The organism is Actinomadura formosensis, from assembly GCF_050948385.1.
GTDB lineage: Bacteria > Actinomycetota > Actinomycetes > Streptosporangiales > Streptosporangiaceae > Spirillospora > Spirillospora formosensis.
In genome coordinates this window covers 3,694,873-3,707,846 of record NZ_CP192011.1, presented here as the reverse complement: position 1 = coordinate 3,707,846, position 12,974 = coordinate 3,694,873, and the positions used below count along the sequence as shown (strand labels likewise).

Below are 12,974 nucleotides of genomic sequence, written 5' to 3'. Positions count from 1 at the left end.
GGCGCCTTGCGCGGTGGCGGTCACGCCTGCGCGGGGCCCGGTTCCTCGACCGGGCGGATCTCGATCTGGCCGAGTTCGGCCCACGGGTGCCGGGCGGCGATCTCGATCGCCTCCGCCAGGCCGGAGCACTCGATGATGCTGAACCCGCCGATCTGGTCCTTGGTCTCGGCGAACGGCCCGTCGGTGAGCAGCACCTCCGCACCGCGCACCTTCACGGTGGTGGCGCTGCTGGCCGGTGCGAGCCCGGCGCCGCCGCGGATGACGCCGCGGCCGGTCATCTCCTGCGACCAGCCGCCGCAGCCGGTCGCGGCGGCGCGCGCGGGATCGGTCCCGGCGGTCTCGTCACTGCAGATCATGAGCACGTAGCGCACGGCTTGCCCCCCTGGTCCCGGCGGGCGGGGCGTCCCACCCGCCGGCCAGGATGCCAGACCCGCGCCCGTCCGGCCATCGGACGCGGACGGCGGTGTAGCGTGTGCGGCGATGAGCGCGGGCACGGCCATCGGCGGCCATGGGCGGGCGGGGACTCCGCCGGCCGCCGCCACGGCGCCGGCCGGCCGCTGAGGGGACGGGCCGGTGGCCGGGCTGGAGCCGGGTGCGCTCGCGGGGCTGATGCTGCTGGCGCTGGCGGCCGGGGTCGGGATCACCGCGGTGGGGCCGGGCGGGGTGCTGATCACCGTGGGGCTGTTCACGTTCACGGCGCTGCCGCCGGCGCAGGTGGCGGGGACGGCGATCGTCACCAATGTCGCGACGGGCCTGCTGGGCACGGCCGTCTACACCCGGTCGGGGCAGTTGCGGGAGCCGGGCACGCGGCGGACGGCGGCGCTGCTGGCGGGCGGCGCGGTCGTGGGGACACCGCTGGGGGTGCTGCTGAACGGGCTGGTGACGGGCCGGATGTTCGGGGTGCTGCTGGGGATCTTCCTCGCGCTGGTGGCGGTGCTGGTGCTGTGGCGGCGCCCGCCCGGCGCGCGGGCCGCCGGTGAGCTGGGCCGGCCGGCCGCCGCGGCGGTGGGCGCCGGGGTGGCGGTGGTGGGCGCGATGTTCGGGGTCGGGGGGCCGCTGCTGAGCGTCCCGCTGCTGGTGGCGCTGGGGACGCCGGTGCTGCCGGCGCTGGCGGCGGCGCAGGCGCAGTCGGTGGTGATCGCCGGTGCCGGGACGGCCGGGTACGTCGCGGCGGGCGCGGTGGACTGGCCGCTGGCGGCGGTGGTGGGCGTCCCGGAGCTGGCGGGAGTGCTGGCGGGGTGGGTGATCGCGCGGGCGGTGCCGGCCGGCGCGCTGAAAGGCGCGCTGGTGGTGAGCCTGCTGGCCCTGGCCCCTTACGTGGCCCTGCACGGCTGAACGGCACCACTGAACGGCACGGCCGACCAGGGCCGGGCGGCGGCGCAAAGGATCTTGCCCGGGGGCGGGAGGGGACGTTCTGCGCGGGCATTGCCACCGGTGACGGGGGCGCGCACGAGCGAGGGGGACACCACATGGGCGCACACGGCCCCGGGGCACCGGGCGTGACTCTCGGCGTGGAGGAGGAGTTCCTGCTGGTGGACGCGGTGTCGGGGCGGTGCGTTCCGCATGCGGCACGTGTCCTTGCGGTGGTCGGCCCGCACGGGTGGGAGAGTTCGGGCGGCTCGTTCCAGGCCGAGCTGCTGTCCTCGCAGGTGGAGGCGGCGACGGGGGTGTGCCGCGACCTGGCGGGCCTGCGGGCCCAACTGCGGTCCGGGCGGGCGCGGCTGGCGGCGGCGGCGCGGGCGGGCGGCGCCCGGCTGGTCGCCTCGGGCACGCCGGTGCTGGACGCTCCCGCGCCGCCGCCCGCCCGCGGCGACCGGTTCGCCGCGATCATGGCGGCCTACGGGGACGTGGTGGAGGACTACCAGGCGTGCGGCTGCCACGTCCATGTCGGCGTCCCGGACCGGGAGACCGCGGTGGCGGTGGTGAACCATCTGCGGCCGTGGCTGCCGGTGCTGCTGGCGCTGTCGGTGAACTCGCCGTTCGACCGCGGCCGCGACACCGGTTACGCGGCCCGCCGGATGGTGGAGATGGCGCGGTTCCCAGGATGGGGGGTGCCGCCGTGGTCGGCGTCGGCGGCCGCGTGGGACGCGCGGGTCGAGGCGCTGGTGGAAGCGGGCGTGCTGGTGGACACGGCCATGACGTTCTGGCTGGCGCGGCCCTCGCCGCGGTGGCCGACGGTGGAGGTCCGGGCGGCCGACACCGCGGCCACCGCGGACGAGGCGGTGCTGCAGGCGGCGCTGACACGGGGCCTGGTCGGTGCGGCACTGGCCGATCTGGCGGCCGGCCGGGAGGCGCCGCGCGCGGACGGGCAGGTGTGCGCGGCGGCGCTGTGGAACGCGGCCCGCCGCGGCCTGGACGGGCGGATGGCCGACCCGGTCACCGGGCGGTCCGTCCCGGCGTGGCGGCTGGTGGACGACCTGATCGCCCGCGCCGCCCCCGCACTGGCGGGCACCGGGGACCTGGACCGGGTGTTCACGCTGGTGGAGGGCGTCCGCCGGGCGGGGACGGGCGCGGACCGGCAGCGCCGCGCCGCCGCAGAGCACGCCGCCGGCGACGGTGTGGAGGGCGGTCCCCGCACGGTGGTGGAGATGCTGGCGCGCCAGACCGAGTCCGGTGTCCTGCCCACCGCGCCCCCGGGGGAGGAACCGGACGTATGGGACGCATGCGAGCGGGTACCGGAGCCGGACGCCCCCTGACCGCACCTCCCCGCCCACGCCCCTTGACCACGGAGGAGACATGACCGTTCCGCATGCCATCGCCCTACGGCGGGCTCCCACCGGGACGCCCGCCACCCCGGTCCGGCCGCGCGCCCGGGACACCGCGCCGGGGCCGCCGCTACCACGCGGCCCCCTGTCCCAGGCCGTGATCACGGCCCTGCGGGCGGGCCCGCCGCCAGGCGACCCGGCCCTGCTGCCCGCCGGCGCCGCCGCGTCCGCCGACCCCTACGGCGAGGACCTGCAACTGGCCCTGCACACCTGCTACGAGCTGCACTACCAGGGGTTCACCGGCGTCGACCCCGACTGGGAATGGGACCCGGCGCTGCTGCGGCTGCGCGGCGCCCTGGAGACGGTGTTCCTGGCGGCGCTGCGCCGCGACACCCCCGGCGGCACCGACGTGCAGGCGGCGCTGGAGGAACTGCTGGTGGAGCCGGTGGACGCCCAAGGCGTCTCCCACCACCTGCGCGACCACGGCGAACGGTGGCAGGTCCGCGAACATGCGGCGCTGCGGGCGATATACCACCTGAAAGAAGCCGACCCCCATGCGTGGGTCATCCCGCGGCTGCGGGGCCGGGCCAAGACCGCGCTGGTGGCGGTGGAGAACGACGAGTTCGGCGGCGGACGCCCCGAAATGATGCACCAGGGCCTGTACGCCGGCCTGCTGGACGACCTGGGCCTGGACTCCTCCTACGGCGCCCACGTGGACGCGGCCCCGGCGGTGATGCTGGCGACGGTGAACATGATGTCGCTGTTCGGGCTGCGGCGGTCGCTGCGGGGCGCGCTGGTCGGGCATTTCGCCGCGGCCGAGATCACCACGGCGCCGTCCGCGCGGCGGATGGCGGCGGCGCTGCAGCGGCTGGGCGCGGGCCCGCGGGCCCGGCTGTTCTACACCGAGCACATCGAGGCCGACGCCGTCCACGAACAGGTGCTGCGCCACGACGTGATCGGCGCGCTGCTGGACGCCGAGCCGGACCTGGCCGGGGACGTGACGCTGGGCGTGCGGGCGACGGGGCTGCTGGAGGACCGGCTGGCCGCCCGCCTGCTGGGGTCCTGGGGGGCGGGACGTTCGGCGCTGCGCCGCCCGCTCCCGGACGCACCGGCCGGCGCGGTGAAGGAGGGCCGGTGATGCTGCTGAGACCGCCGGGGGTGTACCGGCCGCAGTCCGACACCTCGCTGCTGGCGGACGCGCTGACCCGCACCCTGGGCCGCTCCGGGGCGCCGGCGGGCACACGGCTGCTGGAACTCGGCACCGGGACGGGCGCGGTGGCGCTGGCGGCGGCACGCGCCGGCTGCGAGGTCGTCGCGGTGGACGTCTCGGCGCAGGCGGTGCTGACCGCACGGATGAACGCGCTGGTGCGGGGCCTGCCGGTCCGGGTGCTGCGCGGCGACCTGTTCGCGCCGGTGGCGGACGAGGTGTTCGACGTGATCGTCGCCAACCCCCCGTACGTGGCCGGGGACACCGACCCGGCCCGGGTACGGGGCCGTTCCCGGGCGTGGGAGGCGGGGCCCGGCGGGCGCGTGCTGCTGGACCGGATCTGCGCGCGGGCGCCGCGGCACCTCACGCCGTCGGGAACGCTGCTGGTGGTGCATTCGGCGCTGAACGGGGTGGCGGCGACGCTGGTGTCGCTGCGCGCCGCGGGGCTGCGGGCGTCGGTGGTGGCGCGGCACCGGGAGCCGTTCGGGCCGGTGATGCGGCGCCGCGCGGCCGGCCTGGCGGCGCGGGGCCTGCTGGGCCCGGGGCAGCGCCACGAGGAACTGGTCGTGGTGCGCGCCGACCGGATCACCGGGCATCGGGGCGAGCAGGACGAGGAGGGGGACGCGCGTGAGCGGCAGCCCGCCTGAGCGTATGCCCGCGCGGGACCGGGACCGGCGGCGGGTGCGGATGATGCCGGGTGGCCCGGTGCTGGTGGAGGGCCCGGTCGAAGTCGTCCTGGAGGACGGGTCGACGGTGGTGTCGGACCGGTGGCTGGTGGCGCTGTGCACGTGCCGGCGCAGCCGCTCCTACCCGTTCTGCGACACCAGCCACCGCCGCCGCGTCCGCACGGCCCCCGACACAGATCAGGGCACAGATCCGGGCACCGCTCAGGACACGGGCCAGGCCCCCGCCGGGTGACCGGCGGGGATGCGGGCCGTCAGCGGAGTCAGCCGCCGAGGCTTTGCAGGGCGACGTCCAGGCGCTGGGCCAGGGCCTCGATCCGCTCCTCGTTGGCGCCGGTGTCGAGTTCGGCGATGACGGCCTCCCGCGTGGTGATCATCAAGGCCTCCTCAGGCCCGTCACCCCGGCCGGGATCGGCGGGGACGACGGCGGCGCGGCCCTCGACCACGACGAGCGCGGCGCCGCGGTCGCTGGAGGCCAGCAGGGCGTGCAGGTGGTCGGCAGTGATCGTCGGCATCGGGTGACCTCCGGATTCGTGATCGCGGACCGGGATGCTGATCGGGGATGCGGGTCGGTGTTCGCGGGTCGGTGTTCGCGGGTCAGGGTTTACGGCCGACGCCGGTGGCGAACTCGCGGGCGCGGCCCGGCCCGCCGGTGCCGGGGGCCAGCGGCGGGGTGTCACGCCCGGCACCGGCGCGCAGGCCCTCCAGGAACTCGGTGAACGCCTCGCGGGCGGTGTGGTGGGGCGTCCAGCCCAGTTCGGTGCGGGCCCGCGCGGTGTCCATCACCGGGATCTCCATGGCCAGGTCGAACAGACCGGGCGAAGCGGGCACCAGGTGCAGCGCCCACGCGGCGGCGATCGCGGCGCGGACCCCCCGCTGGGGCACCCGGACCGTGCGGGCACCGAAGATGTCGGCGAGTTCGGCGGAGTCCAGGACGGGTTCGGCGGCGATGTTGAACGCGCCGCGGACATCACCGGTCGCGGCGAGCCGGAACGCCTGCCCGGCATCGGCGGAGTGCAGCACCTGCAGCCGCAGACCCGGCAGGTCGGGCACCACCGGGATACGGCCTGGCCGCACGAGCCGCCCGGGCAGCAGCGGACCGGCGAACAGCCTGCGCTGCTCGCCCGCGCTCTGGCGTTCGAACACGAACCCCGGCCGGATCCGCACCACGCGGCAGCCGGGATTGGCGATCTCGAACGCGTCCAGAAGCCGCTCAACGTACGCCTTCTCCCGCGAATAGGCGGCACCGGGCCACCCGTGCGTAGGCCAGGACTCATCGACCGGGCGGTCCTTGGGACCGGGGGAGTAGGCACCGACGGACGAGGAGTACACCAGGGCCGCGACACCGGCCCGGGCGGCGGCGTCGAACACCCGCCCGCTGCCGACGACGTTGGCGTCCCAGGTGACCGCGGGCCGATGGGTGGGCTGGAACAGCCACGCCAGGTGGATGACCACGTCGGCGCCGCGCATCAGCGGAACCAGATCGGTGTCGGTGACATCGGCGGTCGCCCACTCGATCTTGCCGGTGCCGGCCGGATCGGTGTCGCGGACGGCGCCGGGCCCGGGCGCGCGGCGGGCCAGACCGGTGACGGCGGTGACGGCCGGATCCTCGGCAAGCGCCCGCAGCGTGCTGGTCCCGATGTTGCCGGTGGCGCCGGTCACGACGACACGCATGGCGATCTCCCCCTCGTCGGCGGTGCTCGATGCGGGATCGTCCCCGCAGGTGGACGCCCCATTCCCGGCCGACACCGATCTATGCGCCTCCCGGGGGCGGGTCAGGCGGGACGGCAGTGCTCGCACGGCCGGTACCCGGCCGCCCGCGCCGCCGCCAGATCCCGAAACCCGCGCCGGTGCCCCGGCGCGATCCGCCGCGCGTCCCCGCACGTCGGATAGCACACGACCCCGGTGGTGTCGGAGCCCACCAGCCGCACCCCCCGCCGCGCCAGCTCGGCCACGGCGTCGACGTCCACGTCCTCGGCGCGCAGCAGCCGCTCCTTGGCGTCCGCACCGAACACATAGCCGCCCAGCGACCCGTCCGACCGGGTCACCCGATGGCAGGGGATCAGCAGCGGGACCGGGTTGCGGCCCAGCGCCGACCCCACCGCCCGGACCGCCTTCGGCCGCCCCGCCCGCCGCGCCACCCACGCATACGGGCGGGTCTGCCCGCGCGGGATCTGCGCCGCGGCGCGCAGCACCGCGGCCTCGAAATCACCGAGCCCCCGCAGGTCCAGCGCCAGCCCGCCCAGCCGCCCCGTGCGCAGCGCCGGCACCAGCCCGGCCGGGGGACGCGCGGCGGGCAGCAGCGGCCGCGCGAACCGGGCCCGGAACGCCTCGGCGAACTCCCGCTCGCCCATCCCGGCGCGCAGATAGGCGACACCGCGGTCGGTGAACGCCACCTGCACCCCCACCAGCGGCCCCTCCTCCAGCGGCCCCGCGACGTGGACGCGGCGGGCGGCGATGCGGTCCAGCAGGGCGGGCGGCGCGTCGGCGGCCAGCCCCGCCAGCTCGGCCTCCAGCCGATCAGCCGCCCCACCCGGGCCGATGCCACCTGAATCGATGCCGCTCATCGGACGCCCCCTTTCTGCCCCGGATCCCGCCCGGCGGCACGCAGTTCACGGAGCCGCGCCAGCCCCCGGGAGATGTGCGACTTCACAGTCCCCTCCGGGAGATCCAGGACGGCCGCGATCTCGGCGACGGGCAGATCGGTCACATGCCGCAGCACCACCGCCGCCCGCTGCATCTCGGGCAGCGCGGCCAGCAACGCCGCCAGCTCCCGGCCCGTCTCACGGCGCGCGGCCACATCCTCCACACCCTCACCCGGATCGGGCGGATCGGGGGCGTCCTCCAACGGCGCCGCCGCCGGCCGCCGCGCCGCCGACCGCAGGCTGTTGCGCCACACGTTCGCCAGGATCGTCAGCAGCCACGGCCGCGGACGCAGCGCCGCCACCCGCCCCGGCGCATACCCGGCCAGCGCCCGGTAGGCGCGCAGAAACGCCTCCGCGGACAGGTCCTCGGCCTCGGCCCACCGCCCGCACAGCCGCAGCGCGGTGGAGAACACCGCGCCCCGGTACGCCTCGTACAGGGCCGCGAACCCCACGTCCAGGTCCCGCACCAGCGCCGCGACGACCTCCGCGCCCACCGGATCGCCCGCCGGGCCGGCGGCGGGGGAGCGGGGGAGAGCCTCGTCCGTAACCGTCACATCCGTTCAACACCGCCCCGCCCTGCCCGGTTGCGGCGGCTCAGCCAAGTCCAGCCGGGGCGCCGGGTCAGCCGAACCAGCCTGGACGGATCACACCCGTCTCATACGCCAGCACCACCAACTGCGCCCGGTCCCGCGCCCCCAGCTTGGCCAGGATACGACTGACATGCGTCTTCGCCGTCGCCGGCGACAGCACCAGCCGCCCGGCGATCTCCTCGTTCGACAGGCCCGCCGCCACCAGCTCCAGCACCTCCCGCTCCCGCCCGGTGAGCACGCTCAGCTCCGCCGCCGGCGGCCGAGCGGTGATCCGGGACGCGAACTCGGCGATCAGCCGCCGCGTCACCGCCGGCGCCAGCAGCGCGTCACCGCGCGCCACCACCCGCACCCCGTGGATCAGCTCCGCGGGCTCGGTGTCCTTCACCAGGAACCCGCTCGCACCCGCCTTGATCGCCCCGTACACGTAATCGTCCAGGTCGAACGTCGTCAAGATCACCACGCGGACACCGGTGAGCCGCGGGTCGGCCATGATCCGCCGGGTCGCCTCCAACCCGTCCAGCACCGGCATGCGGACGTCCATCAGCACCACGTCGGGCCGCAGCTCACCCGCCCGCGCCACCGCCTGCTCCCCGTCCCCGGCCTCGGCGACGATCTCGATGTCGTCCTCACCCTCCAGGATCGACCGGAACCCCGCCCGCACCAGCCTCTGGTCGTCGGCCAGCATCACCCGGATCACGCGATCCCCTCCACCTCACCACCGGCGCCGTCCAGCGGCGGCCACGCCCGGCCCCGCCACCGCCGAGGCGGCGCACCAAGGCCGCCCTCACGGGGGCAACCGTAGTTCAGCCCGGCCCCTCCCGCGATCTTCACGCCGCACCCGCACCCCGACTTTCGTCAGTAACGCCGCGATTCACCGGCCAGTAGCGTGAAGCCCGTGAACGACTCCGCGCCGGCACGGGCACCCCACACCCTCACCCACGCCGCACGGACCGCCCTCCAAACCGCCCGCCCGGCCGCGCTGCGCGCCGCGATCCGCCGCCCCACCCGCGCCGCCCTGATCAAGGACACCCTGCTCTACGCCGTCCTGGCGTTCCCCGTCACCGCCGACATGATCTCCCCGCCGCAGCCCGGCCACGCGTTCTGGTGGCTGCAGGGCGCCGGGCTCGCCGTCCTGGCCGCCGCCATCGCCGGATGCCGCCCCTGGCCCACCGCCGCCCTGCTCACCGCCATCCCCCTCAACCTCATCCACGGCAACTTCGTGTTCGCCATGCCCGTCCTGGCCTACCTGACCGGCCTGCGCACCGCCCGCACACAGCCCCTGCTGTGGGGATTCACCACCGTGTTCCTCGGCGGCAGCCTCCTGGCGATCGCCCGCGGCCTGGACGTGGCCACCTGGTTCCCCTCCACCGTCTGGCTCGTCCTGCTCGGCGTCCTGCCCTGGCTCATCGGCCGCTACTGGCGCCAGCACCAAGAACTCCTGCGCGCCGGATGGGAACGCGCCGAACGCCTCGAACACCAGCAGCGCATCACCGCCGAACGCGAACGCCTCCGCGAACGCGCCCGCATCGCCCAGGACATGCACGACTCCCTCGGCCACGAACTCGCCCTCATCGCCGTCCGCGCCGGCGCCCTGCAGGTCACCCCCGGCCTCGACGACCGGCACCGCGCCGCCGCCGCCGAACTGCGCACCGGCGCCGCCGAAGCCACCGACCACCTCCGCGAAATCATCGGCGTCCTCCGCGACGACCACCACGACCACCACCACGGCGACGGCGGCCTCGGCGGCGGTGCGGCCCGGGTCCGGCCCGCCCGCGAAAGCATCCCCGACCTCGTCGACCGCGCCCGCGCCTCCGGCGTCCCCATCCACCTCACCGGCCACGACGCCCTCACCGGCCTGCCGCCGATGGCGGCGCTCACCGCCCACCGCGTCGTCCAGGAGGCCATCACCAACGCCACCAAGCACGCCCCCGGCGCCGCCATCACCGCCACCCTCACCCGCGGCACCGGCAGCGCACTCACCATCACCGTCACCAACGACCCGCCACCCAACGACCCGCCACCCAACGACCCGCCACCGCCGCCCTCCGGCGGACACGGACTCACCGGACTCACCGAACGCCTCCGCGTCCTCGGCGGCACCCTGCACACCGCACCCACCCCCGGCGGCGGCTTCACCCTCACCGCCTGCCTCCCCGCCGTCCCCCCGGCCACCCCACCCGAACCGGCCACCGCCCCGCCGGGGGAGTGGACCTCCGAATCCGCCCGCCTCCTCGGCCGCGAACGCCGCCAGGTCCGCCGCGGACTCATCACCGCCATCGCCGTCCCCACCGCCCTCATGGCCGCCCTCGGCGCCCTCATGGCCGGCTACTACATCTACGCCGCCCTCAACTCCGTCCTCCCGCCCGCCGACTACGCCGCCCTCCGCGTCGGCACCCCCCAGCACCAGGTCGAGCAAACCCTGCCGCCCATGGAAACCACCGACGCCGGCATCGTCCACACCACCGTCCCCGAACCCGCCCACGCCGACTGCCGCTACTACCGCCCCGACGCCAACCTCCTCGGCCCCTCCCGCGTGTACCGGCTCTGCTTCACCGGCGGCCGCCTCACCACCAAAAACGCCTACGACACCGCCGAACTCGGCACCCGCCACCGCGACCAGGAGAACCCGTGATCCGCGCACTGCTCGCCGACGACGAGGCCATGATCCGCGCCGGCGTCCGCGCCATCCTCACCGCCGACCCCGGCATCGACGTCGTCGCCGAGGCCGCCGACGGGCACGAGGCCATCGACCTCACCCTCCGCCACCGCCCCGACGTCGCCCTCCTCGACATCCGCATGCCCCGCCTGGACGGCCTCACCGCCGCCACCGAACTACGCCGCACCGCCCCCGCCACCGGCATCATCATGCTCACCACCTTCGGCGAGGACGACTACATCGCCCGCGCCCTGTCCGGCGGCGCCAGCGGCTTCCTCCTCAAATCCGGCGACCCCCGCGAACTCATCGCCGGCGTCCGCGCCGTCGCCGGCGGCGCCGCCTACCTGTCCCCAAAGGTCGCCCACCGCGTCATCACCGAGATCGGCGCCGGCCGCCTCGCCGGCGGCGCCCGCGCCCGCCGCCGCACCGCCGCCCTCACCCCCCGCGAACGCGACGTCCTCGCCCTCCTCGGCGCCGGCCTGCCCAACGCCGAGATCGCCGCCCGCCTCCACCTCGTCGAAGGCACCGTCAAGGCCTACGTCAGCGCCATCCTCACCCGCCTGGACGTCCGCAACCGCGTCCAGGCCGCCGTCATCGCCTACGAAGCCGGCCTCGTCGACGACACCGGCGAAACCCCCTGACACACGCCTCGGCGTCAACGGCGAACACCGAACACAAAACGGGCCGCCCCGGCACACCACCGGAACGGCCCGCCGAACCCCACCGGGCTAGGGGACAGGCCCCTGACGGCGAGTCACCCCACCCATCACATCCGGCATCGTCACCGCCGCATCGTCCACCGGAGCGGCGGCACCCACCGCCGGCCCCAGCCCCCCATGCGGCACCGGCGCCCCCGGCACACCCACGGCACCGGCCACCGCCGCCGGACGCGCCCCCAGCAGCACCCCACCCACCGACACGCCCCGCAACGCCTCCACCAACGGCCGCAGCACCCGCACCAGCAGCAGCGCCGCCAACGGCGCCACCACAACGCCCACCAGGAACCCCGCCGCCACATCATGCGGATAATGCACACCCACGAACACCCGCGAGAACGCCATCAGAGCCGCCAACGGCAGCACCACCGGCGCCAGCGCCCGCCACGCCACCACGATCGCCGCCGCCGACGCCGCCGCGATCGTCGCGTGATTACTCGGGAACGACCAGTCACCCGGCGACGGACACGCCGCGATGTGCACCGCACCCGCCACCGCCCGGCACGGCCGCTCCTCCTGGATGTAACTCTTCGACACCTCGCTCACCAGATACGCCGACACCACCGCGAACGGCGCCGCCAACGCCAAACCCATCGCGCGTGCGTCCAGCCCCCGCGCCCGCCACCAGCCCGCCACGAACAACACGGCGAACAACAGCAGCCCCGCATCCGTCCCCACGTCCGCCACCTCATGCACCCAGGACGGCGTGCCCTGCGCGAACCCGGTGATCTCCCGGTACAGATCGGCGCTGAAATCCGGCGCTCCCATACTCTCCCTCACACTCACGAGCGATCCCCGCCCGACACCCTTGAGACCCCGGACGGACCGCAGGAGTTCACCCTACGACCACCCGAGCCCGAAACCCGGCACTTTCCACGATCACCGCCAACACATCACCCGCCCGCCAACGGCCCCGCCCCCGCACCGCCGCCGTCCGCACCCCGCGGCCGCGCACCCGCCCGGCGGCGCCGCACAAAACGCACCCCCTCCACCACCACCGCCACCGACAGCGCCAGCCCCAACCCGACCACCACCCCCTTCAACGGATCACCCTCGAACGCCACCCCGCCCACATAACCCAGCACCGTCCCGTACACCGCCCACGACACCGCCGCCACCGCAGCGAACAACGAAAACCACCGCACCGGATACCCGACCGCGCCCATCGTCGCCGTCACCGCGGTCCGTCCACCCGGCACATACCGCGCCACCACCAGGATCAGGCCACCCCGCTCCGCCATCGCCCGCCGCGCCCACCCGAACACCGCATGCCGCCGCGACCCCGCCCGCAGCCCCCGCACCAGCCGCCCACCCGACCAGCGCCCCACCAGAAACGACACATGATCACCCGCGAACGCCCCCAGCGCGGCCAGCACCACCACCGGCACCGGATCCGGCTGCCCCGACGCCGCATACACCCCCGCCGTGATCACCATGCTCTCGCTCGGCACCACCGGGAAGAACCCGTCGACCACCGCGACCACGAACAACACCACGTAGAACCACGGCGACGTCACCGCCGTGTCCACCACCCCCATGACCACGTCCATGAACCCGACACTAGAAAACGATCACCCGCCCGCGGATCCCACCGACGACCATCACCACCCCCGACTTTCGGCAGAGGACAAACCCCGCATCCTCCGAACGATGTACGACACATCCCTCACCCAGAAGGACGACCCACCCCCACGGCGACCACCACCCTGAAAGGAGCACAACGACAGGGGAGACCACCATGAACACACCAGCCCACGACGCCGCCACCCGCG

Annotated in this window: 15 protein-coding genes; 7 read left to right on the top strand and 8 right to left on the bottom strand. The window is 75.4% G+C overall.

The window, feature by feature from the left end; genetic code table 11:
- Positions 1-20: 20 nt before the first annotated feature.
- On the bottom strand, positions 21-371 hold the full coding sequence (locus ACQP1N_RS17540) for a YciI family protein (RefSeq protein ID WP_067806372.1): 351 nt from the start codon (positions 369-371) through the stop codon (positions 21-23).
- A gap of 202 nt (positions 372-573) precedes the next feature.
- Between ACQP1N_RS17540 and ACQP1N_RS17535 the strand changes: the two genes are divergently transcribed.
- The 5 genes from ACQP1N_RS17535 to ACQP1N_RS17515 all read left to right on the top strand — a co-directional run bounded on the left by ACQP1N_RS17535 (position 574) and on the right by ACQP1N_RS17515 (position 4,830).
- Positions 574-1,335 carry a sulfite exporter TauE/SafE family protein gene (locus ACQP1N_RS17535; RefSeq protein WP_242608990.1) on the top strand — a complete coding sequence of 254 codons (762 nt, stop codon included), beginning with the start codon at positions 574-576 and terminating at the stop codon, positions 1,333-1,335.
- A 134-nt stretch (positions 1,336-1,469) separates the two neighbouring features.
- The gene (locus ACQP1N_RS17530) at positions 1,470-2,696 is read left to right on the top strand and encodes a carboxylate-amine ligase (protein WP_433225255.1); all 1,227 of its coding nucleotides are present in this window, start codon (positions 1,470-1,472) and stop codon (positions 2,694-2,696) included.
- Positions 2,697-2,736: 40 nt separating this feature from the next.
- Complete coding sequence (locus tag ACQP1N_RS17525; protein WP_433225253.1) at positions 2,737-3,843, top strand: iron-containing redox enzyme family protein; 1,107 nt, start codon at positions 2,737-2,739, stop codon at positions 3,841-3,843.
- A complete protein-coding gene (locus tag ACQP1N_RS17520) occupies positions 3,843-4,559 on the top strand; it encodes a HemK2/MTQ2 family protein methyltransferase (RefSeq protein ID WP_306303184.1) in 717 nt (238 codons plus the stop codon). The genes ACQP1N_RS17525 and ACQP1N_RS17520 overlap by 1 nt, the downstream gene beginning before the upstream one ends.
- A gap of 4 nt (positions 4,560-4,563) precedes the next feature.
- Positions 4,564-4,830, top strand: a complete 267-nt coding sequence (locus tag ACQP1N_RS17515; RefSeq protein ID WP_433232740.1) for a CDGSH iron-sulfur domain-containing protein — start codon at positions 4,564-4,566, stop codon at positions 4,828-4,830.
- Positions 4,831-4,858: 28 nt separating this feature from the next.
- Here the strand turns inward: ACQP1N_RS17515 and ACQP1N_RS17510 are convergent, their stop codons facing one another.
- The 5 genes from ACQP1N_RS17510 to ACQP1N_RS17490 all read right to left on the bottom strand — a co-directional run bounded on the left by ACQP1N_RS17510 (position 4,859) and on the right by ACQP1N_RS17490 (position 8,527).
- Positions 4,859-5,110 (bottom strand): hypothetical protein, encoded by a 252-nt coding sequence (locus ACQP1N_RS17510; protein WP_067803413.1) that lies wholly within the window; start codon positions 5,108-5,110, stop codon positions 4,859-4,861.
- A gap of 82 nt (positions 5,111-5,192) precedes the next feature.
- The gene (locus ACQP1N_RS17505) at positions 5,193-6,269 is read right to left on the bottom strand and encodes an NAD-dependent epimerase/dehydratase family protein (RefSeq protein ID WP_433225251.1); all 1,077 of its coding nucleotides are present in this window, start codon (positions 6,267-6,269) and stop codon (positions 5,193-5,195) included.
- A gap of 101 nt (positions 6,270-6,370) precedes the next feature.
- Positions 6,371-7,162 carry a methylated-DNA--[protein]-cysteine S-methyltransferase gene (locus ACQP1N_RS17500; protein ID WP_433225249.1) on the bottom strand — a complete coding sequence of 264 codons (792 nt, stop codon included), beginning with the start codon at positions 7,160-7,162 and terminating at the stop codon, positions 6,371-6,373.
- Complete coding sequence (locus ACQP1N_RS17495; protein WP_433225247.1) at positions 7,159-7,794, bottom strand: RNA polymerase sigma factor; 636 nt, start codon at positions 7,792-7,794, stop codon at positions 7,159-7,161. Before ACQP1N_RS17495 ends, ACQP1N_RS17500 begins: the two co-directional genes overlap by 4 nt.
- Before the next feature lie 67 nt (positions 7,795-7,861).
- Entirely contained in the window at positions 7,862-8,527 is a 666-nt protein-coding gene (locus tag ACQP1N_RS17490; RefSeq protein WP_433225244.1) for a response regulator, read from the bottom strand.
- Between the two features lie 198 nt (positions 8,528-8,725).
- Between ACQP1N_RS17490 and ACQP1N_RS17485 the strand changes: the two genes are divergently transcribed.
- Complete coding sequence (locus ACQP1N_RS17485) at positions 8,726-10,462, top strand: sensor histidine kinase (RefSeq protein ID WP_433225242.1); 1,737 nt, start codon at positions 8,726-8,728, stop codon at positions 10,460-10,462.
- The gene (locus ACQP1N_RS17480) at positions 10,459-11,127 is read left to right on the top strand and encodes a response regulator transcription factor (protein ID WP_067803427.1); all 669 of its coding nucleotides are present in this window, start codon (positions 10,459-10,461) and stop codon (positions 11,125-11,127) included. The genes ACQP1N_RS17485 and ACQP1N_RS17480 overlap by 4 nt, the downstream gene beginning before the upstream one ends.
- 87 nt (positions 11,128-11,214) lie before the next feature.
- Here ACQP1N_RS17480 and ACQP1N_RS17475 read toward each other — a convergent pair whose 3' ends face one another.
- Positions 11,215-11,970 (bottom strand): phosphatase PAP2 family protein, encoded by a 756-nt coding sequence (locus tag ACQP1N_RS17475; RefSeq protein ID WP_067803430.1) that lies wholly within the window; start codon positions 11,968-11,970, stop codon positions 11,215-11,217.
- A gap of 125 nt (positions 11,971-12,095) precedes the next feature.
- Complete coding sequence (locus ACQP1N_RS17470) at positions 12,096-12,752, bottom strand: DedA family protein (protein WP_067803433.1); 657 nt, start codon at positions 12,750-12,752, stop codon at positions 12,096-12,098.
- Positions 12,753-12,974: the final 222 nt, after the last annotated feature.